We start from the raw sequence: 20,560 nt of genomic DNA, 5'->3' as shown, positions 1-20,560 counted from the left end.
GGATTATGGCCGATCAGCGCACCAGCGACAGGCGGCGCTCGGCGGGTGTGCCTGCGCCATCGGGATCGCGGCGCAGGGTGGCCACGCCGTGACCGCGCTCGGCCAGGTATTCCAGCCACTTGCCGAGGAAGGTGTTCATCCGCATGCGGTGGCTGATCAGCTCGGCCGGCGGCGGGTACAGGCCCATCGTGTCCTGCCAGCGGCGGCCGACGTAGCAATGGGTGGTCTCGGCCTGGCGTGCGTCACGGTAAAGGCGCACATACGCCGAGGGATCCGGCTCACCGGTGACCGGGTCGGCCAGGTCGTAGGTCAGGCGCAGCTCCACCGTGTAGCGGTGGCACTCGATCACGTCCAGGCGTACGTCCAGGCCGTCGCCGATCGAGGAAATGTAGCTGCCCGCCACCAATCCGGCCGGTTCGAACAGGCGCACCAGATGGCGGTAGTTCTCCGCGTACAGGCCCATGAGCCAGCTCAACCGGCTCAGGCGGGGAATACGTTCGGTGCGGGGCGAGGCTTGGGCCATGGGTCGATCCTACACGTTGGTGCTTCAACGTGGGGGCGCCTCAAGCCACAGCCAACCCGACAACGACGATCCCCGTGTAGAGCCGAGCCCATGCTCGGCTGCTGTTCGGGAAGAACCCGGCGGCCCAGCCGAGCGTGGGCTCGGCTCTACAGGGCGAAGTGCAGCGCGCCGGAAAGGCTCAATACAGCTCGCGCTGCAGCCCCAGCGTGGCCAGCACCTTGCTGGAAATCTCCTCGATCGAGGTATGCGTGGTGCTCAGGGTCGGGATCCGCTCCATGCGGAACATGGTCTCGGCCGCAGCCACCTCGCGCTTGCAGGTCTCCAGGTTGGCGTAGCGCGAGTTCGGACGGCGCTCCTGGCGGATCTGCTGCAGCCGGTCCGGATCGATGGTCAGGCCGAACAGCTTGCGCCGGTAATTGCGCAGTCGCGGCGGCAGGCGATCGCTTTCCAGGTCTTCGTCGGTCAGCGGGTAGTTGGCCGCGCGTACCCCGTAATGCAGGGCCAGGTAGATGCAGGTCGGCGTCTTGCCCGCGCGCGACACCGCCACCAGGATCACGTCGGCATCGTCGTAGTTCACCGCGATGCCGTCGTCATGGGTCAGGGCGAAGTTCATCGCGTTGATGCGACGGTGGTAGGTATCGAAATCGACCATGCCGTGGGCCTGGCCGACCCGGGCCAGGCGCGGGCTGGCCAGTTCACGCTCCAGCGGCTCGATGAACGGCGCGAACACATCCAGCATCAGCGCCCCGCTGTCGGCCAGGATCAGGCTCAGGCTCTGGTCCACGCAGGAGTTCACCACGATCGGCCGGACCTGGTAGCGCTCCCCTGCCGCCTGGATCCGGGCACAGGCTTCACGCGCTTTTTCGGGGTCGTCGACAAACGACATGCGGTCGGTAATGAAGCTGAACCCGGAGAACTGGGTCAGCAGGCTATGCCCAATGGTTTCAGCGGTGATACCGGTTCCATCGGAAACGTAGAACACCGGACGGATGGTCGACATGCGCGCTTTTACCCCCTACGAAGCTTAAAAAGGCCGCCAGCACAAGCTTGTGCCGACGGTGCTCTGCCCGGCATCATATCGGCTTCTTCCTACGGACGCGGCCACTCAGCCCGCCTCGGGCGATGGCCAAACGGAGCATCGCGCTTGAACGAGAACATCCTGTGGTTGCACGAACTGCGTCTGGCCGATCTGGCCCGCGTAGGCGGCAAGAATTCGTCGCTGGGCGAGATGATCGGCAACCTGGCCGGTCTGGGCGTTTCGGTGCCGGGCGGTTATGCCACCACCGCTGAAGCCTTCAAGGACTTCATCGCGCACAACGACCTGTCCAAGCGCATCTTCGACAAGCTGGCCACGCTGGACGTCGAGGACGTCAACGCGCTGACCGCCGCCGGCAAGGAAATCCGCAGCTGGGTGATCGATGCGCCGCTGCAGCCGCAGCTGGACCAGGACATCCGCACCGCCTACGCCAAGCTGAGCGCCGAAAACGGCGGCGGCGACGTGGCCGTGGCCGTGCGTTCGTCGGCCACCGCCGAGGATCTGCCGGATGCCTCCTTCGCCGGCCAGCAGGAGACCTTCCTCAACGTCACCGGTGCCGACGATGTCGTGCACAAGGTCAAGGAAGTGTTCGCCTCGCTGTACAACGACCGTGCCATCGCCTACCGCGTCCACCACGGCTTCAAGCATGAGGACGTGTTCCTGTCCGCCGGCGTGCAGCTGATGGTGCGTTCGGGCGTCGGTTCCTCCGGCGTGCTGTTCACCCTGGACACCGAGTCCGGCTTCCGCGACGTGGTGTTCGTCACCTCTTCGTTCGGCCTGGGCGAAATGGTCGTGCAGGGTGCGGTCAATCCGGACGAGTACTACGTTTACAAGCCCACCCTGCAGGCCGGCAAGCCGGCGATCCTGCGCCGCTCGCTCGGCAGCAAGGCGATCCGCATGGTGTATTCCGATGTTCCGGGTGAGCGCGTCAGGATCGAGGACACCCCGGCCGAACTGCGCAACACCTTCTCGATCAGCGACGAGGACGTGCAGGAACTGTCCAAGCAGGCGCTGGTCATCGAAAAGCACTACGGCTGCCCGATGGACATCGAGTGGGCCAAGGACGGCGTCAGCGGCAAGCTGTTCATCGTGCAGGCGCGCCCGGAAACGGTGAAGTCGCGCAGCCACGCCACCCAGATCGAGCGCTTCGCGCTGACCGAAAAGGGCGGCAACGTGCTGGCCGAAGGCCGCGCCGTCGGCGCCAAGATCGGCTCGGGCGTGGCCCGCGTGGTGAAGACGCTGGACGACATGAACCGCGTGCAGCCGGGCGACGTACTGATCGCCGACATGACCGATCCCGACTGGGAGCCGGTGATGAAGCGCGCTTCGGCCATCGTCACCAACCGTGGCGGCCGTACCTGCCACGCCGCGATCATCGCGCGCGAGCTGGGCGTGCCGGCCGTGGTCGGTTCGGGCAACGCCACCAAGGTGATCGAAGATGGCCAGCTGGTCACCGTCAGCTGCGCTGAAGGTGATACCGGCTTCATCTACGAAGGAAAGCTCGGCTTCGAGCGCACCACCACCGATCTGGGCAACATGCCGCCGGCACCGCTGAAGATCATGATGAACGTGGCCAACCCGGAACGTGCCTTCGACTTCGGCCAGCTGCCGAACGCCGGCATCGGCCTGGCCCGCCTGGAAATGATCATCGCCAGCCACATCGGCATCCACCCGAACGCGCTGCTGGAATACGACCGCCAGGATGCGGCGACCAAGAAGAAGATCGACGAGAAGATCGCCGGCTACGGTGATCCGGTCAGCTTCTACGTGGACCGCCTGGCCGAAGGCATCGCCACGCTCACCGCCTCGGTTGCACCGAACCCGGTGATCGTGCGCCTGTCGGATTTCAAGTCCAACGAGTACGCCAACCTGATCGGCGGCAGCAACTACGAGCCGCACGAAGAAAACCCGATGATCGGCTTCCGCGGCGCCAGCCGTTACGTCGACCCGAGCTTCTCGGCCGCCTTCGCGCTGGAGTGCAAGGCCGTGCTGCGCGTGCGCAACGAAATGGGCCTGGACAACCTGTGGGTCATGATTCCGTTCGTGCGCACCCTGGAGGAAGGCCGCAAGGTCGTCGAGGTGCTGGAACAGAACGGCCTGAAGCAGGGCGAGAACGGCCTGAAGATCATCATGATGTGCGAAGTGCCGTCCAACGCACTGCTCGCCGATGAGTTCCTGGAGATCTTCGACGGCTTCTCGATCGGCTCCAACGACCTGACCCAGCTCAGCCTGGGCCTGGACCGCGACTCGTCGATCGTCGCGCACCTGTTCGACGAACGGAACCCGGCAGTGAAGAAGCTGCTGTCGATGGCGATCAAGGCCGCACGCGCCAAGGGCAAGTACGTCGGCATCTGCGGCCAGGGCCCGTCCGATCACCCGGATCTGGCCGAATGGCTGATGCAGGAAGGCATCGAGTCGGTGTCGCTGAACCCGGACACCGTGGTCGATACCTGGCTGCGCCTGGCCAAGCTGAAGGCCAACGGCTGATGCCGTAATGGGCTGACGTCGCTTTCATCGACGTCCGCCCATACTGCTGCCGCACGCAAGCCCCGCCTCTGCGGGGCTTGCTGTTTCTGGCGTCCGTGCACGCCACGCGCACCTCGCGCCTGTCCCTCAGCAGCAAAGGAACTCCCGCATGATCGCCGCCGCCCCACCCGCCCCCGCCGCAACGCCCTGGTTCCACTCGCTCGACTGGGAGCGCCTGCTGGAAACCTACGGCGTACCGTTGCTGGCCGCGATCGTGGTGCTGCTGGTGGGCCTGTGGGTGGCACGACGCCTGTCCAACGCGATGCCGCGCGCTACGGCTCGCATGGGTGTGGACCCGATGCTGGGCAGCTTCCTGCGCAACGTGGTGTATGCCGCATCGCTCGTGATCGTAGTGGTACTGGCGATCGGCACGCTGGGCGTGCAGATCACCCCGTTGCTGGCCGTGCTCGGTACCGCTGGCCTGGCCGTCGGCCTGGCATTGAAGGATTCGCTGTCCAACATCGCCTCGGGCGTGATGCTGGTGACGTTGCGACCGTTCCGCGTGGGCGATGTGGTCACCGTGGCCGGACAGACCGGCACGGTGCGCGAAGTGCGCATCTTCCAGACCGTCATCACCGGTGCCGACAACCAGCACACCACCATTCCGAACACGCTGATCACTGCCGCACCGATCATCAACCTCACCGCCGAACCGACGCGCCGCGTCGAGCTGGTGATCGGCATCGGCTATGAGGACAACATCCAGCTGGCACGCGATACCGCGCTGGCGTTGATGAAGGCCGACCCACGCGTGCTGCAGACACCGGCACCGGACGTGGTGGTGTATGAACTGGGCGCGCACGCCATCAACCTGGGCATCCGCTGCTACGTGAAGTCGGCCGACTGGTTCGGTACCAAGGTCACGCTGCTGGAGCAGCTGAAGCTGGGCTTTGACAAGGCGGGCATCAACATCCCGTACCCGCAGCAGGACATGCACCTGTACCTGCATGGAAAGGATGGCGGCGTGATAGAGGCTGACGCGCTGGTGCGCGACAAGCCCTGATCCATGCCGGTAGTGCCGACCAACGGTCGGCACCCACCCATCGGCGATACGACATTGAAATGCCGGCCAGCGGCCGGCACTACCCCCGCCGCCTGACTGGAATGCCGGCCAGGATCAGGCCGCGACGCTCTCTTCCAGCGTCGGATAATCGGTGAAGCCCGCCGCGCCACCGCCAAAGAATGTCGCACGATCCGGCGGATTCAGCGCCGCACCGGTACGCAGTCGCTCCGGCAGGTCCGGGTTGGCGATGAACGGGCGACCGAAGCCGATCAGGTCAGCCCAGCCTTCAGCCAGTGCCTGCCCGGCGCGTTCGGCGGTGTACTTGCCGGCGTAGATCAGCGTGCCCGGGTAGACCATGCGCAGCGCCTGCTTGAACGCCACCGGCATCAACGGTGCATCGTCCCAGTCGGCTTCGGCGATGTGCAGGTAGCCCACGCCCAGCTCACCCAGCAGGTGCGCCGCGGCCAGATAGGTCGCCTGTGGCGTATCGTCCACCGCGCCCTGCAACGTCGTCAGCGGCGCCAGACGGACACCGACGCGGTCACCACCGGCTACGGCCGTCACCGCCTGCACGACCTCTCGCAGGAAACGCAGCCGGTTCTGCAACGCGCCGCCATAGCCGTCGGTGCGCCGGTTGGCCTGCGAGTCGATGAACTGGTTGATCAGGTAGCCATTGGCACCGTGCAGCTCCACGCCATCGAAGCCGGCGGCCAGTGCATTGCGGGTGGCCTGTGCATAGTCGGCGACGATGCCCGGAATCTCGTCTTCGCGCAGCGCGCGCGGCATCGAGTGCTGGATCATCTCGCCTACGCCCGCTTCCGGGCCAGCGCCTGCAGGGTCGACAAACACCTTCACGCCTTCGGCCAGCAGCGCCGACGACGACACCGGTGCGGCACCACCCGGCTGCAGGGCCACGTGCGAGACCCGGCCCACATGCCACAGCTGGGCGTAGATGCGGCCGCCAGCGGCATGCACGGCATCGGTCACCCGGCGCCAGCCCTGCACCTGTTCCGGACTGTGGATACCCGGGGTCCAGGCATAGCCCTGGCCCTGCGGGCTGATCTGGGTGCCTTCGCTGACGATCAGGCCAGCACTGGCACGTTGGGCGTAGTAGGCGGCCATGTCCGCGGTGGCGACGTTGCCGTCGGCGGCACGCGAGCGGGTCATCGGCGGCATCACGATGCGGTTGGGCAGGGTCAAGGCGCCCAGGCGGTGGGGAGTGAACAACATGGCGGCGATCTCTTGCGGGGGGGACTGCCGCAAAGGATGGGGATGCCAGCTGCCAGGCAACAGGCATGTACTGGCAAAACAATTGTTCCCCCAAGGCAAGGATGACCGGCCGGGGGGCAGAGCCCCTTCCTGCGGAACGGGATCCGACCCCGCGCGGAACCGGGGTCGGATCCCTTTGCAACGCAAAGGGCTCCGACCCCGAAGCCGGTTACAGCGTGGGCTCGATCAGTACGCCGCCATGCGCCACGCGGTCATAGCAGGCGCGCACCACGTCTTCCCCGTACTTCAGCTCGAGACGGCGCACGATGAAGTGGCCGCGCGCCATGTCCTGGTAGTAGTCGGTGAACATGGTATTCAGTGTTGCACCGGCGGCGGCACCGACGATCGGCACCGCCTGCGCAGCGAATTTCTCGGTAACCACCACGCCGAAGCGCGCCGCCACCTTTTCCACCATCTTCGCCAGCAGCTTGCCAGCTTCCTTTGGCGCCACGCCCAGGGTCAGGTCGCGGCCGGTCACCACGCGCCCGGCCAGCTCGGCCGACAGGTGGCGCATCACATCCGTGGTGAAGCCGCGGGCCAGGTAGTAGCCGGTCTCGCTGGCATCATCGCGCGGCGAGTTGCCGCCCAACGCGAACACCTCCAGGCACGCCTGGCGGGTGCTGAACTCGGACAGGTCGAAGCCCTCGCTGCGGGCCACGTCAGCCACTGCACGCATCATGATGGTGGTCGACACCGGCAGCTCGATGAACAAGGCCGCGAAGCCGAAGGCCCCACCGACCGCGCCCGAGGTGGCCGCCGCCAGTTTGTGCCAGCGGGTGGACGCCCCCTTGCCGGGGGTGTTGTCCATGCTCCACAGCGCGGCCTGCGCCGATTTGCTCAGCGCCGCCTGCACAGCGCCGTGGATGCGGTTGGAGACCGAGCTGGGCAGCGCCTTCACCGCGAACTCCAGCGGCGTGCCGACCAGGTTGGCCATGCGCGCGGTCAGGGTCGGCGCTTCCAGCAGGGCCACCGCGCGCTGCAGGTCGGACCAGTCGCGGGCGTCATGGGCGATGTCGCGGGGGAGCAGGATCGGCTCGTTCATGGCCCCGATCTTAGCGCCAGGAAGTTGAACGGTTCGTCGCGGGGTACGAAAGAGGGGTCAGAGCCCTTTCCGCAGGAAAGGGATCCGACCCCGGCGCCTTGCCGGCCAGCGGCCGGCACTACCCGTTGGCGTGTCATCCGATAGCGCCGGGCCATGCCCGGCGTCGTTGTTCAGGCAACCGGCAGCCCCGACAGCGCGCCCATGAACTGGCGGTAGTGGCGCAGCTCAGCGATCGAATCGTGCACGTCGCTCAGCGCGGTGTGGTTGCTGTTCTTGCCGACGCCGGCGGCCACGCTCGGCGCCCAGCGCTTGGCCAGTTCCTTCACCGTGGACACGTCCAGGTTGCGGTAGTGGAAGTACTTCTCCAGTCGCGGCATCTGGCGGTGCAGGAAGCGGCGATCCTGGCAGATCGAGTTGCCGCACATCGGCGACAGGCCGGCCGGGATCCACTGCGCCAGGAAGTTCACCGTCTGCGCCTCGGCCTGGCCCAGGGTGGTGGTGCTGTCCACCACGCGCTGCCACAGGCCCGAGCGGCGATGCTGGTTGCGGTTCCACTCGTCCATCGCTTCCAGCGTTTCCAGCGGGTGGTGGATGGCGAATTCCGGCCCTTCGGCCAGCACGTTGAGCTGGGCATCGGTGACCACGGTGGCGATCTCGATGATCGAATCGTTGTCGGTATCCAACCCGGTCATTTCCAGGTCGATCCAGATCAGTCGCTCGTTGGCCGCGCCGTTGTCCGCCATGTGTCGCCTCGTTGCTGGGCAGGCGCGCGGCCTGCCGGTGATGGAAAGAGGCGCCCATCATACCGGTTCGCCCCCTCAGGCCTCGCCGGCATGGTCTTCCAGCAGCAGCGGCGGCTTGCCACGCTTGGCACGGAAATAATTGGTCAGGCGCATGCTGGCCTCCTTGGCCAGCACCCCACCGTGGATCTCCACCCGGTGGTTGTGGCGGGCATCGCCCAGCAGGTCGAACACGCTGCCGCAGGCGCCGGTCTTGGGGTCGCTGGCGCCGTAGACCAGGCGGGCAACGCGTGCATGCACGATGGCCATCGCGCACATCGCGCACGGTTCCAGGGTCACGTACAGGGTGCTGCCGAGCAGCCGATGATTGGCCAGCCGCGTGCCACCGGCCCGCATGGCCACGATCTCGGCATGCGCACTGGGATCGTGCGAGGCGATGTTGAGGTTCCAGCCCTCGCCCAGCAGCTGGCCATCGGCGCCCACCAGTACCGCACCAACGGGGATCTCGTCGTACTCGCGCTGCGCACGCTCGGCCAGCGCCAGCGCATGGCGCATCCAGTGTTCATCGGCGTCGTGCACCGGTACACCCAGGGCGTCGGTCATGGCGGTTCTCGCGTGTCTGCAGGGCCAGGATGGCCGCCGGGGCCGCATTGTACGCCCGCGGCCGTGCAGGCGCCGCTAACGCGCGTCGAAGCGCTCGCGGGCGGCGTCCAGCGCCGGGAAATTGTGCTCGGCCCAACGGTCCAGGGCGGACAGCGTGTCAACCAGTCCACGTGCGACCTCGGTCAGCCGGTATTCCACATGCAGTGGCTTGCTGCCCCGCTCACACCGCTCGACCAGGCCGTTGCGCTCCAGCTGCCGCAGGGTCTGGGTCAACACCTTCTGCGAGATGCCTTCGATCTTCCTCAGCAGCGCGCCATTGCGTTGCGGGCCCTGCGCCAGCGCCGGCAACAGCAGCATCACCCACTTGCCGGAGATCAGCGCCAGCGCATCGCGTGCCGAGCAATCGGCGGCATAGACATCGCCCGGATAGGCCATGGTTACCTCAAGGTGCGTAATTGCCGGGGCATACCGGCGCCGCGAGGATGGTCGCACACTCCTCGAACACCTCGCCCCATGCGCGCCCTGATCCTGCTTGCCCATCCCGAACCCCGCTCCTTCAACGCCCACCTGGCCGCGCAGGCCGCGGAGCAGCTGCGGCATGACGCGCTGCAGGTGGACGTGGTCGACCTGTATGCAGAGGGCTTCGATCCGCTGGAAGCGGCCCACCATCATTCAAGTCGCCTGCAGCCCGGCCGTTTCGATGCCCAGCGCGAACAACGCCACGGCGCCGAACAGGGCCGGCTGCCCGCCGATGTGCAGCGCCATCTGCAGCTGCTGCAGGCCGCGGATCTGGTCATCCTGCAGTTCCCGCTGTGGTGGTTCGCGCCGCCGGCAATCCTCAAGGGCTGGCTGGATCGCGTGCTGGTCTACGGGCCGATGTACAACAGCCGCCTGCGCCACGAGCACGGCGCGATGCGCGGCAAGCGTGCGTTGCTGAGCGTCACCACCGGCTCATCGGCACGGGCCTGCGCCGTCGACGGCCGCGAGGGAGATACCCGGTTGTTGCTGTGGCCCTTGATGTACAGCCTGCGCTACGTCGGCTTCGACGTGCTGGAGCCGCATCTGGTGCATGGCGTGCGTTCCGGGCTGGCAGCGGAGCGCGTGCAGGCACACGACGAGGCATTGGCTGCAGCAACCCACTACTACCGCGAACGCCTGGCGCAATGGCCGCGGTGGCCCACCGTGCCCTTCAACGACAGCGGCGATTTCGAGGATGGCGTGGTGCTGCGCGCGGAGGCCACTGCCTACAGCCCCTTCATCCGCCATCGCAACACCGGATGAATCCACGCCTGCGCGCTGGGTCGGGACGCGCCATACTACGCGCTCTTTGCAAGCACCTTGGTGAACCCATGACCACCCTCCGTCCCTCGCGCGCCGACGACGGCGCCGCCCTCGTCGACCTCTGGCGCCGCGCCGTCGACGCCACCCACAACTTCCTCAGCGCCGACGACCGCCAAGCCATCGATGCCGAAGTCGCCGGCTTCCTGCCGCAGGCTCCGATGACCGTGGCCGTCGACGCTCAGGACCGCCCCCTTGGCTTCATGCTGATCGACGGCACGCACATGGAAGCGCTGTTCATCGATCCGGACGTACGCGGCACCGGTATCGGCCGGCAGTTGCTGCAGCACGCGCTGGCACTGCATCCGCAGCTGAGTACCGACGTCAACGAACAGAACGCGCAGGCCGTCGGCTTCTACCAGCGCATGGGCTTCGTCGAAACCGGACGTTCACCGCTGGATTCGCAGGGCCGCCCGTATCCCCTGATCCATCTCCGGTACAACGGCTGACATTCGACGGATGTTCGAGGCCCGCCCCGATCATCAGGCCGTGGCCTCGAATGCCGGCGAGTACTGCACCTCTCCCTGCGCCATCGGTGGCCGCAGGCACAGCGCCTGGAAGTACTCTGGCGGCACACCCGGCAGCACCAGGCCCGGCTCGGCGCGGAACCCGAATCGTCCGTAATAGGCGGGCTCCCCCAGCAATACACAGCCCTGCGCGTTCTGCTCACGCAACGCGTCGAGCGCCGCGTGCATCAGCGCCGCACCGATGCCCTGCCCCTGCCAGTCCGGCAGCACCGAGATTGGCCCGAGGCCGAACCAGCCGGTGCTGCCATCGCTGATCGTCACCGGCGACAGCGCGATGTGCCCGACGACCTGTCCGTCCTTCTCGGCGACCAGCGAAAGACTCAGCTCTCCACGCGAACGCAGCGCATCCACAATGAACTGCTCGGTGTGGCTGCTGTGCGGGGCTTCGCGGAAGGCCGCCTCGGTGAGTGCATGGATGACCGCGTGGTCTTCGCGGGTTTCAGGGCGGATCGTGCAGTTCAAGGACAACACCTTTGATGAAGTGATGGACATGTGAATGATCGATTCCGCTCACGGATTCAGCTGCGAACCTGCGTCCGGCAGCAACGCCAACGCCACGATCGAATGCCCTGTGCGGCAAGCGATCCGCTTGGGCAGTGCGCCCCGGGGGCGTCAAAAATCCGTCTCCAAGGGTGGCACAGGGCTCCCGACACGCTCCATAATCGAGAAACCTGCCACCCAGGAAGGATAGATGGACATGGACGCACGATGCAGGATCGGGCCATGGGTGTAGCGCACCTCGCACACAGGGGACGGCCGCTGCTGGCAGTGCTCGCCCTCGTCCTGCTGGCGGCATGCTCGCCCTACGCCGATGCCGAGCGCGACGTCGCCGCGGGTGGACGCGGCCTGGCCAAACTCAACCCGGCGCCGAAGCAGGCCTATGAGCTGGTGCTGACACTGAAGGGCGCGCCAGGCCCGTTCGCGGTTGTTGAGGGCGTGGCCCAGTATGACGTGAGCAACTACGGAGACTGCGGGAGGGTCATCTGGTCCACCGGCACGGCCAGCCGCATCACCAGCCAGGAACCGGTGGAACTGGGCAGGACGGGCGAGAACGAATACCGCGGTACGTTCTACCTCGACCGCATGCAGGACCAGGACTATTACGATCGCGGTACGTGCCACTGGACGCTGACCGGCGTTGGCGCGATGTTGCGTGCCACGACCGGCGAAGCTGATACGCGATTCCTGACGTTCATCGACAAGAAGCGCATGGACGCGGGATCGCCGTTGACTCTCTACTATCCGAAGACTGCTTATCCCCGCGCCGAGCTCGCTGCCAACTTCCCTGCCAGCGGCAAAGAAGATCCGTCGGCCTACAAGGAGGAACTGCGCGACGCGCTGTTCTCGACCACAACCACTGTGCGGACGCTCGCGCCATGAGCTGCCAGTGCCACATTTCCCCCTACACACCAGGAGGCCGACATTGCGCCACAAGATGATTCCGTGCCTTGCTCTGCTTCTGTTGACCGCCTGCCATCCGGAGACCGCCATGAACCAGGAACGTGCCGCTGCTGAAGCCGATGTCGCCCAGGGTGGGCGCGGCCTCGCCAAGCTCAACCCCAGCCCGCGCAAGGCCTATGAACTGGTGCTGCGCCTGAAGGACGCCCCAGGCGATTTCGCGGTGGTCGAAGGTGTCGCGCAGTACGACGTCACCAACGAAGACCAGTGTGGCTATATCGAGCCGGCCACCGGCACGGCTGCACGGATTACCAGCCAGGAACCGGTGGAACTGCGCAAGGTCGCTGATGGCGAGTACCGCGGCACGCTGTATGTGGATCGCATGCTGGATGAAGACTACTACGGCCGCGGCGTGTGCCGTTGGGAGTTCACTGGCGCTGGGGCGATGTTGAAGGCAACGGGCGCTGAAGAAGAGACCCGCTTCCTAACCTTCGTTGACGCCAAGCCACTGACCGAAGGTGGCGCGCATACGCTCTACTATCCGGATCTGGTCTATCCGAAGGCAGATCGCGTTCCCAATTTCCCCGCCAGTGGCGAACCCGATCGCAGCAATTACGCCCCTGATCTTCAGGACAAGCTGTTTACGATCACCCTCTCCGCAAGTGAGGTGGCGCCGTGACCATCACCTCCCAGGATTACGCTGCGTTATCTGATGACGCCTACAAGGATCGGGCCGTCGGCCGACGTGAACCCGGCCAAGAAGAGAAAGTCACCTTAAACGGCCATGAGTACAAGATTCTTGAGCATGTCAATAATCGTCTCAACGGCTATCAAGGGACCGTCTATCAGCGCGTAGACAGCAAAGAGATCGTCATTGCGCATCGTGGCACCGAGCAGATAGCTCGCGACGCGATTCTGACCGATGGCGGCATGGTGGTTGCGCGCACCAATGTGCAGGCGCCGGACGCGATCGCGTTGACACAGCGAACACTCGAAACTGCCGCATTGCAGGGACGCTTGAATGGCGGACATGCCCCCCAGGTCACCGTCACCGGTCACTCCCTCGGCGGCGCTCTGGCCCAGATCACCTCGCACCATTTCAACGTCAAGGGCGAGACCTTCAACGCCTATGGCGCGGTCAGCCTCAGCTACCGCATCCCGGAAGGCGGCAACACCATGATCAACCATGTCATGGCCTCCGATCCGGTCAGCGCGGCGTCGCCGCACTTCGGCCAGGTGCGCATCTACGCCCGGCCAAATGAAATCAGCACGCTTGCCGCGAACGGCTTCAGTAATCACTCGTTGCGCGCCCTGATCCCCGACCGGCCGATCATCGCCGCAGGCAGCTCGTTCGGTGCGCACAAGCTGGGCAACTTCCTCGGTGACGGCTCGGTGCTGCAACACCCGGAAACGCAGAAGCTGGCAAAAGACAACGCCAGGATGATCGAGGAGTACCGCGACGACGTTGAATCACTGCGCCGTGGTGTCACCCGCGCGGCGCGGGGCATTCCGGGCGGCGCCGTCGATCTGTACGACCACATCCGCGGCCCGCTGCAGCCCGGTGAGCCGGCACGCCGCGAAGCGGAGAAGAACGGCCATCACACCAGCATGCTGCGCATGGACGACGCCAACCATGTGGGCAACCCACTGTTCAACGACGCGATCCGTGGCGTGCACGCGCAGGACGTCCGCGTCGGCCGGGTACCAGACGTAATGAGCACGCAACTGGCCGGCAGCCTGGCCGCCGAAATGCATGCGGCGGGCGGCAAGCGCATCGACGAAGTGGTCATGAATGCCGATGCCTCGCGCAGCTTTGCCGTGCAGGGCCAGGGCGGTGACCCGGCCCACCTTCGCGTGTCAGTGGATACGGCGGTGGCGATGAACACACCGCTGGAACAGAGCAGCCAGCGCATCGACCAGCAGGCCGCAGGTCAGCGCCTTGCACTGGAGCGCGACCAGCAGCTGGAACAGCAGCAGAACCAGACCCGCAGCCTGCAGGCCTGATGGACAGCACGGGAGCCGGTCTTTCCGGCTCCCGTTGTACATCGGCACTCCGGCTCAGGGACTGGAGGCCGCCATTGGCACGGCTCCTCCGGCAGTCACGAACGGATCCGGGCCGGAATCCGGGAATCCACCACAGGTGCGATCACCGGGTGCCACCGGATCACAGGGCCACTGGGCGCGTGCGACCTTCTCACGCAGCTCGAAGCGATCGCCAGTCCAGACCACGAACGCGATGTGCTCGCGGTTCCAGTCGCTGTAGGCGCGCGGACCGCCCTTCTGCGCCGTTTCCGGGTACTGCACGAACCAGCGCATGGCCGGGCCGTACTGCAACTTGCTATGGTCCAGGCTGATCCGTCCCTCACGCGAGAGCTGGCGCGCACGGTCGGCTTCCGTCACCGGGGGCATGGCCGGCATGGCATCGGCGGTCACATCCCTCGGCGCCGCGTCCCCGCGGACCTGGTACACACGCTGGGCCACATAGGCCTCGCGGCAGTCGCCCGCTGGGACGCGCACGGGCTCCGCGCCGTACTCACCGCGGTTGGCGACCTGGTCGCTGCAGGTGAACGGCGCCGACACCAGGTAGAACGTGCTGTCGGCGTCGCGCCCTTCCAACGAGCGCACCCAGATGTCGCCCATCCGGACGATGAAGTCCGGGCGCTGGCCGTAGCCCGGCACCGCCTTGAACCAGGCCTTCTGCCGCACCTCACGCTCGCGCCAGCTGCGCGGCAGGTGGATGTCCTGCTCGGGCAGCGCGACCAGCATCGCAGCCAGATGCGCCGGCATGGTGCCCTGGCAGGCGCCGATCAACAGGTCGCCCTGGGTCGCCAGCCGCCCGGCCAGATCCACCGGGCAGCGGGCACCGAGCGCACGCTCGGTCGCCTGCTCGGGCGGCAACGGCACGATCGCCAATGCGGGCGGTGCCGGCGCTACGGCCGGGACCCCTGGCTCGACGACTGTAGGCGGTGCAGCCACAGGCGCCGCCGCTGCGGGCGGAACGGGCGCCGGCGCCGGGTCCGCAGCCGGCGCCGGCTGCGTGTCCACCACCGGTGTCGCAGGGGGTGTCACGGCAGCCGGTACTTCGGGAGCCGGCGCCGCGACAACGGCGTCGGCCGCCGCGGGCGCTGCAACGGGCGCCGCCCCTGCAGGCGCCTCAACGGTAGCCTCGGCAGCGGGGCGCGTCTCCACGACGGGCGCCGCTGCCTCCTGAGCCTGTGCCGACGCTGCGGCAAGTCCAAGTGACAGCAGCCAGAGCGGCGGCAGGCGGCGCACGGGTGCATTGCAGCGGGCAGCGGCGTGGCGGGCATTCGGGGGAACGATTCGCATGTGGTGTCCTTACGGGTGGGTTTCCATGTCGGCGCCACAGGGCGCCACGCGTCGTACGTAAAGCGCCAGCGGGCACCCTGCCCGCCGGCATCGGTGTTACAGGGATCGAGAACGCTGCTCCTGCTCGCGGGCGAGCGCAGCCGCCGGGTCCTGCTGGGCGACATTGGCAGCCAATTGCTGGCTGCTCTGCGCCAGCGGCTGCTGCGCCGCCTGTTCGCGATCGACCGATGCGCGCAGCATGGCCGGATCGCCTAGCGCGCCCTGTACAGCAAACAGCGTGCGACCGTCATTGCCCGCCAGGAGATGATCGATGCGCGACATCCCCGCCTTCTGCGCGCTCAGCGCCAGTGCGCCGGCGGCATTGTCCAGTTCCTGCACGCTGCGCAGACCGCTTTGCGGCCCCATCTGCTGCAGGTGCTGGCGCGCTCCCGAGAACAGCGTGTATCCCGGCTCGCCCGGTTGCGACATGTCGCGTCCCGTTGTGGGCTGGGCAGGCGCCCCCACTTCGCCACGCTCCAGGCGCGCCATCACATCGGGGGTCAGCTTCTGTTGCCACACGTCAAAACGCTGCTGGCGGGCTTCGATGCCGTTGAGCGCGCCATTCAGGGCACGCGTCGCTTCGCGCACGTCCTCGCGCGCCGCTTCCGGCACCCGCGTCTGCCACTGCCACACGGCAATACGGCCTGCGTGCTCGGGTTGCGCGGCCAGCTCCGGCTGATTCACCAGGTCCAGGTCCAGCGCCTTGCCGGCACGCTCGTAATTCTCCTTGCCGACCAGCGGCAGATAGCCGCGGCCGTGATACTTCAGCGCGTCGCCAGGCGCGTCGTTGCCCATGCGCCCGCCGTACATCAGCTCAGCCAGGTTCTCCGGCCGCCCGCGCAGCGCCTCCTGGCGGGCGCTCTCAAGCGCGCCATTGCCATTGCGCCACGCTGCTTCCACCGGGATCTGCGAGATGCCCCGGGTGAAGTTGAAACTCTCATTGAGCCGGCTCAGGCCACGGGACTCGTGCCCGGCCTGCGCCATGAAGTTGGCCAGTTCCCGGGACGAGGTCATGCCGGCCTCCGTGGCCTGCCGCAACAGCTGCGACTCTCTATCCTGCGACACGGTGAAACTCCTGCTCGATCATCGTTGGATACTCCCGCCTCCTCACGGGCATGGCACTCAGGGCAAGCTGACGTCGGCGACGACGGACGGATCGAAATCCTCGAACCGCACCCGGCCAAGCTCGGCCGCGGAGAAATCGCGCGTGTGGGTCGCTTCGGTTTCGGTGTCCACCACCTTGCGCTGCACGCCATGCACCCAGCACGCCTGCTCGGCAGGTGCATACCGGAAGGTGTAGACGCTGCTCCAGCGTTCGCGGCTGCCGCCGTTGGTGATCACGCTGAACGCGCCGTCTTCAATCGTCACGTAGGCGAAGGGGTCACCGGCAATGCCACCGCGCGTTGAGCACGGCACCAGCTTGTCGTTGCGTGCCGCCAGCTGCCAGCGGCCCGTGGCATCGCCCAGCAGCAACAGCAGGACCCGGTTCGGTCCGTGCTCGCCGGGCAGCAAGCCCTCCGGAGGAGGTTGGTCGATCACCAGCAGCTGGTCCTGGAAACCATTACCGGTCAGATCGCCGCGTACGGCTTCCAGCAGGTTCGCGCCGGACGGAACGAACGCCAGGGCATTGTCCATGTGCGTGCCACTCCCCTTCTCCATCCCCTGCAACTCCTTCAATCCCGTCTTGCCAGTTCCCGAGCGGAGGCCGGAAACGGGGCGATGCCTCGCACGTGCCCTGCGGCCGCCATGGCGGATGATAGCCCCGAGCCCACGGCAACCGCGATGGTGGCAAGCGTCACCCGCACTGCGGGGGGACACAGTCCTCATGGACGGAAAAGCTCCTGCGTTCGATGGCACCAGCGCGTCGGGATTTTGACGCGCACGCAGCTTACTTCGAGGAGGCAGCGCTCGTCGAAGGGTGCTTGGGATGAAAAGCGCACTTGATCACATAAAATCGGGATTGGCGCTGATGGATCCCGATTCCGGATACACCATCCATACGATCAGCACTCCGCAATTGTTCGTGCGGGCCCGGCGAAGTGGGTCACGGCTCGGCGCACGCTACCATCGCCGCATGGGCTCCCAGCAGCCCACCCGCCGCGGGGCCCAAAGCGCGAGCCTCACCTGTCGCAACGCCACTCAATAGCGATCAAACACCGGCTGCGTGCAATCCGCATAGACTTCATCGCATGCGCCCGGTTGATCGTTCCTGCACAGTGACCGCGCCGTCTCAAGTGCAGCTTCCGGCGTGGGTCCCGATCCAATACCAGATTGCCCCCGTCCCGAACGGCCAGCAGGGATGGCCCATGAGACGCACTGGTTGAAGTACGTCATGTTGAGCGAGCAATCAGGAGCTCCGCTGATACCACACTTGGACAGCGCCTCCTTCTCAGCGGCTCGCCGGGATCTCATCCCGGTTGAAACACCGGCCTCGGACGTGGCCTTCGAGACCGCAATCGCGCCCCAGGTTTTCACCCATTCCCCAGCGGGCGCGGGTGCCGGCGCGGACGGAGTCATGGAAGTTCCACTAGATCCGGGAATTGGTGCACACCCCTGAACACCCTGGCCGCCAATGGGGTACATCCCTGGCGGACAGTTGCCTTCTGCGTGCGCGGAACTGATGCCTCCAACAAACCCGGCGGCAGCAGCAACCAACACCCCGGCCAGACCGCATTTCATCATCCCAACCTCCTGATTCAGTGATCCTTGCGCCTTCCCCGAGGATGGCGCCGCGGATGCGACTCCCGGATTAAAACAGGTCGCAGAAGGCTTGTAGCCCTGCTTCTTCAGCTGCCCGCCTTTTGATGGCGACAGCTATCGCCTGCCACTCACTGGACTCGTTTGATTTGGACATGTGAAATTTGGCAACGGCTCACCATCCACTCAACCCTTCGCCCAGCGGTTCCGGACGCACAGCTGAGAGGCGGCAACATCAATACGCCTTGAAGATCGGCTTTGTGCAATCTGTATAGAAAACCTCGCATGCCCCGGCTTGGTCATTTGTGCAGCCTTTCTGAGCTTCGCGCTCTGCCACGTCGAGTGTCGGTCCGCGTCCAATACCAGATCCACCCTGACCTGTCCGGCCGCTGGGAACTACCCATGCCGCACACTGATTGAAGTAGGCAAGCATAACCTTGCAATCGTTCGCACCCGCGGAAGCACACTTGCCAAGGGCTTCCTGCTCCGCTCCACTCTTCCTTCGCTGCCCTGTCGACACACCTGCATGCGACGTTCGCTTGGATGTGGCAATTGCACCCCAGGTGGTGATCCATTCTCCAGACGGTTGTGGCGGCGAGACGGGAGCGGTCAACCCGCCTTTGTTTGCTCCCGGGATAGGTGCACAGCCCTGTACTCCCTGCCCTCCGATCGGATACATAGCAGGGGGACAGTTGCCCTCCGCACTTGCGGACGAGAATACTAGCGAGAGCATTGCTGCTACGACCATTTGCATCGAACGACTAGTCATTTTCACTCACTCGCGTCCGATCCAATTTGCAACCATCTGCGAACACGTATGAAGTCTCCGGGGCACACTGGAAAAAGTCCAAGCCATATCAGACGCTGTCACGCATAGCGCCCTTTTCTGACGTGGCATGCGTACCTGTTGACAGATATCATGCGGAACTTGGCGATCAGCGATACGCCCTGAATTCCGACATGCTGCAGGCCGAGTAGGCCACTTCACACGCTCCCCCATCATTCACAGAGGCGCATTCCTTCAACGCGAGCGATTGAGCTTCGTCAAGTGTTTCAGCGCTGGCAACGATTGAATTTCCGGCAGCCTGTCCGCCCGAGCGGGGCGACGGATCGGCGATTGCGGCGCATTGATCGTGATAGCTCAAACGAATCTGACACTTGCTCCCTCCTCGCCGGACACATCTGTCGATCGCCGCCGCTTCCGCAGCTCACTTCGATTTCTGGGATACAAGGTCGGCACGGCGCTACCACCTATCTGCGAATATGCCATGAAGGTACCCAGGGTGCCCTGGAAGAACATCGCAGCCATTGGGGGCGCAGTCAGTGCGCACGATGATTCGTTCCTGCAGCTCCCTTGCGCGGCCCCCGTAGCCTCTGCGTCAGACTGGATCCATGCCAGACAGGAAGTACGTGCTTCCCCCGCTCAGGGTGATCCACAAAGCGTACCAATTGAAGAAAGTCATGCCGCCGCTGTGATCACGCGCCCAAAAGCGGCGCATTCTTACACAGCTTCCCGTTCTGGGCCCTTCTTTTAGCGGCATCTCATGGAAACGCTGGCATTCGAGGTACTGACAAGAGCGCAACCCCACTCACGCTAATCTGACGATCAATTCCCAATTTTTCTGCTGACCTATCTGAGGCCTTATCAATACTTCCGGAAGACGGGCAAGGAGCATTCGGAATAGACGACGGCGCACTTTCCGCCTCCGGTATCCCGACAATGACCAATCGCATTTCTAGCGACGGTCTCTGCGTCCACCGCCGTATCCAGGGAGCCCTGCCCCTTTCCTGAGGACGGCACAGCGAATGCAACGCATTGGTTGTAATAGGTAACCGAAGACTTGCAGTCCTTTGCACCCTCTGCGGCACACTTCTTGATCGCCGCAGCCACCGCGCGCCGCTCGCTGGACTCATTGGCTGCGGTACCGACGAGATTTGACGTAGGCGACTCAGCCACGGCTCCCCATCTCGTCAACCACTCCCCCAACGGCTGAGCAGGAGCGGGAGCAGAGGCTGAAGCCGTTCCACCAACTGCACCAGGAATTGGCGCACAACCCTGGACACCCTGCCCACCGATCGGATACGACCCCGGGGGGCAGCCACCCTCTCCTGATGCGGAGTGTACGCATAACAACAATACAACGAGAACTGTGTAGGTCAAAGTCGTTCGCATCATGGCCTCCAATTCCCGAAGAGTTACGAATTCATTGTTCCAGCATTGCCGCGCTGCCCACTCTGAATCGGAGATTCAGTGGTCGCACCTCCAAATCTAGGCGTTGCATCTTGAACCGGAACCTGACTTGAGGCCCTCGAATTGGTGGGAACCGGAGGCATATACACCCCCCCGCTCAATCCACTAGAACCCGGCGGCTGCCCATTCGGACCCGGCGAGGTCGGCACGGCGCTACCACCTATCTGCGAATATGCCATGAAGGTACCCAGGGTGCCCTGGAAGAACATCGCAGCCATTGGGGGCGCAGTCAGGATCAGCG

21 protein-coding genes and 2 pseudogenes are annotated in these 20,560 nt (G+C 65.4%); 7 read left to right on the top strand and 16 right to left on the bottom strand.

The annotated features are described in order from the left end of the window. Window positions 1-13: 13 nt before the first annotated feature. A complete protein-coding gene (locus AC5QAB_RS05395) occupies window positions 14-523 on the bottom strand; it encodes a DUF1249 domain-containing protein (protein WP_032956108.1) in 510 nt (169 codons plus the stop codon). 178 nt (window positions 524-701) lie between these two features. Further along, window positions 702-1,523 (bottom strand): posphoenolpyruvate synthetase regulatory kinase/phosphorylase PpsR, encoded by an 822-nt coding sequence (gene ppsR / locus AC5QAB_RS05390; protein ID WP_014647552.1) that lies wholly within the window; start codon window positions 1,521-1,523, stop codon window positions 702-704. Window positions 1,524-1,667: 144 nt separating this feature from the next. Here ppsR and ppsA point away from each other — a divergent pair, with 144 nt between their 5' ends. After that, entirely contained in the window at window positions 1,668-4,046 is a 2,379-nt protein-coding gene (gene ppsA / locus AC5QAB_RS05385) for a phosphoenolpyruvate synthase (protein ID WP_495233205.1), read from the top strand. Between the two features lie 148 nt (window positions 4,047-4,194). After that, window positions 4,195-5,088: a mechanosensitive ion channel family protein gene (locus AC5QAB_RS05380; protein WP_495233204.1), complete on the top strand. Its 894-nt coding sequence runs from the start codon at window positions 4,195-4,197 to the stop codon at window positions 5,086-5,088. A gap of 114 nt (window positions 5,089-5,202) precedes the next feature. Here AC5QAB_RS05380 and AC5QAB_RS05375 read toward each other — a convergent pair whose 3' ends face one another. From AC5QAB_RS05375 to AC5QAB_RS05355, 5 genes are all read right to left on the bottom strand, one after another. Then, window positions 5,203-6,318 carry an alkene reductase gene (locus AC5QAB_RS05375; protein ID WP_495233203.1) on the bottom strand — a complete coding sequence of 372 codons (1,116 nt, stop codon included), beginning with the start codon at window positions 6,316-6,318 and terminating at the stop codon, window positions 5,203-5,205. A 208-nt stretch (window positions 6,319-6,526) separates the two neighbouring features. Then, window positions 6,527-7,399, bottom strand: a complete 873-nt coding sequence (locus AC5QAB_RS05370; protein ID WP_049441668.1) for an EcsC family protein — start codon at window positions 7,397-7,399, stop codon at window positions 6,527-6,529. A 170-nt stretch (window positions 7,400-7,569) separates the two neighbouring features. Beyond that, the gene (gene orn / locus AC5QAB_RS05365; protein ID WP_014647557.1) at window positions 7,570-8,142 is read right to left on the bottom strand and encodes an oligoribonuclease; all 573 of its coding nucleotides are present in this window, start codon (window positions 8,140-8,142) and stop codon (window positions 7,570-7,572) included. A gap of 75 nt (window positions 8,143-8,217) precedes the next feature. Beyond that, complete coding sequence (gene tadA, locus AC5QAB_RS05360) at window positions 8,218-8,742, bottom strand: tRNA adenosine(34) deaminase TadA (RefSeq protein WP_014647558.1); 525 nt, start codon at window positions 8,740-8,742, stop codon at window positions 8,218-8,220. A 75-nt stretch (window positions 8,743-8,817) separates the two neighbouring features. Then, window positions 8,818-9,177: a winged helix-turn-helix transcriptional regulator gene (locus AC5QAB_RS05355; RefSeq protein ID WP_032961582.1), complete on the bottom strand. Its 360-nt coding sequence runs from the start codon at window positions 9,175-9,177 to the stop codon at window positions 8,818-8,820. A gap of 78 nt (window positions 9,178-9,255) precedes the next feature. Between AC5QAB_RS05355 and AC5QAB_RS05350 the strand changes: the two genes are divergently transcribed. Both AC5QAB_RS05350 and AC5QAB_RS05345 read left to right on the top strand, forming a co-directional pair. After that, complete coding sequence (locus AC5QAB_RS05350; RefSeq protein WP_046431296.1) at window positions 9,256-10,023, top strand: NAD(P)H-dependent oxidoreductase; 768 nt, start codon at window positions 9,256-9,258, stop codon at window positions 10,021-10,023. Between the two features lie 68 nt (window positions 10,024-10,091). Further along, a complete protein-coding gene (locus AC5QAB_RS05345) occupies window positions 10,092-10,529 on the top strand; it encodes an acetyltransferase (RefSeq protein WP_049441672.1) in 438 nt (145 codons plus the stop codon). A gap of 33 nt (window positions 10,530-10,562) precedes the next feature. Here the strand turns inward: AC5QAB_RS05345 and AC5QAB_RS05340 are convergent, their stop codons facing one another. After that, entirely contained in the window at window positions 10,563-11,069 is a 507-nt protein-coding gene (locus tag AC5QAB_RS05340; RefSeq protein WP_032961586.1) for a GNAT family N-acetyltransferase, read from the bottom strand. Window positions 11,070-11,330: 261 nt separating this feature from the next. On the opposite strand from AC5QAB_RS05340, the gene AC5QAB_RS05335 reads away from it, so the two are divergent. From AC5QAB_RS05335 to AC5QAB_RS05325, 3 genes are read left to right on the top strand one after another with little or no spacing between them, the layout of a single operon-like run. Further along, the gene (locus AC5QAB_RS05335; RefSeq protein ID WP_262086981.1) at window positions 11,331-11,987 is read left to right on the top strand and encodes a hypothetical protein; all 657 of its coding nucleotides are present in this window, start codon (window positions 11,331-11,333) and stop codon (window positions 11,985-11,987) included. A 43-nt stretch (window positions 11,988-12,030) separates the two neighbouring features. Then, on the top strand, window positions 12,031-12,684 hold the full coding sequence (locus AC5QAB_RS05330) for a hypothetical protein (RefSeq protein WP_046431299.1): 654 nt from the start codon (window positions 12,031-12,033) through the stop codon (window positions 12,682-12,684). Continuing rightward, entirely contained in the window at window positions 12,681-14,009 is a 1,329-nt protein-coding gene (locus AC5QAB_RS05325) for an XVIPCD domain-containing protein (protein ID WP_075075584.1), read from the top strand. Before AC5QAB_RS05330 ends, AC5QAB_RS05325 begins: the two co-directional genes overlap by 4 nt. Before the next feature lie 54 nt (window positions 14,010-14,063). Here the strand turns inward: AC5QAB_RS05325 and AC5QAB_RS05320 are convergent, their stop codons facing one another. The 8 genes and pseudogenes from AC5QAB_RS05320 to AC5QAB_RS05285 form a co-directional block, all read right to left on the bottom strand. Then, window positions 14,064-15,332, bottom strand: a complete 1,269-nt coding sequence (locus AC5QAB_RS05320; RefSeq protein WP_495233202.1) for a hypothetical protein — start codon at window positions 15,330-15,332, stop codon at window positions 14,064-14,066. Window positions 15,333-15,428: 96 nt separating this feature from the next. Beyond that, on the bottom strand, window positions 15,429-16,436 hold the full coding sequence (locus AC5QAB_RS05315) for an XVIPCD domain-containing protein (protein WP_049408128.1): 1,008 nt from the start codon (window positions 16,434-16,436) through the stop codon (window positions 15,429-15,431). Between the two features lie 57 nt (window positions 16,437-16,493). Beyond that, window positions 16,494-17,030, bottom strand: coding sequence for a hypothetical protein (locus AC5QAB_RS05310; protein ID WP_049408130.1), 537 nt, complete (start codon window positions 17,028-17,030; stop codon window positions 16,494-16,496). Window positions 17,031-17,510: 480 nt separating this feature from the next. Further along, window positions 17,511-17,888, bottom strand: a complete 378-nt coding sequence (locus AC5QAB_RS05305; RefSeq protein ID WP_258010630.1) for a DUF4189 domain-containing protein — start codon at window positions 17,886-17,888, stop codon at window positions 17,511-17,513. Between the two features lie 415 nt (window positions 17,889-18,303). Beyond that, the gene (locus AC5QAB_RS05300; protein ID WP_241884532.1) at window positions 18,304-18,747 is read right to left on the bottom strand and encodes a DUF4189 domain-containing protein; all 444 of its coding nucleotides are present in this window, start codon (window positions 18,745-18,747) and stop codon (window positions 18,304-18,306) included. Between the two features lie 256 nt (window positions 18,748-19,003). Continuing rightward, a pseudogene (locus AC5QAB_RS05295) lies at window positions 19,004-19,264 on the bottom strand (DUF4189 domain-containing protein); the annotation flags it as partial. A gap of 38 nt (window positions 19,265-19,302) precedes the next feature. Then, window positions 19,303-19,392: pseudogene (locus tag AC5QAB_RS05290) on the bottom strand (type IV secretion system protein); the annotation flags it as partial. A gap of 321 nt (window positions 19,393-19,713) precedes the next feature. Further along, entirely contained in the window at window positions 19,714-20,241 is a 528-nt protein-coding gene (locus tag AC5QAB_RS05285) for a DUF4189 domain-containing protein (RefSeq protein WP_423172721.1), read from the bottom strand. Window positions 20,242-20,560: the final 319 nt, after the last annotated feature.

The sequence above is a fragment of the Stenotrophomonas sp. YJH_SMC_127 genome, from assembly GCF_059372445.1.
This window is presented reverse-complemented; position numbering and strand designations above follow the sequence as displayed.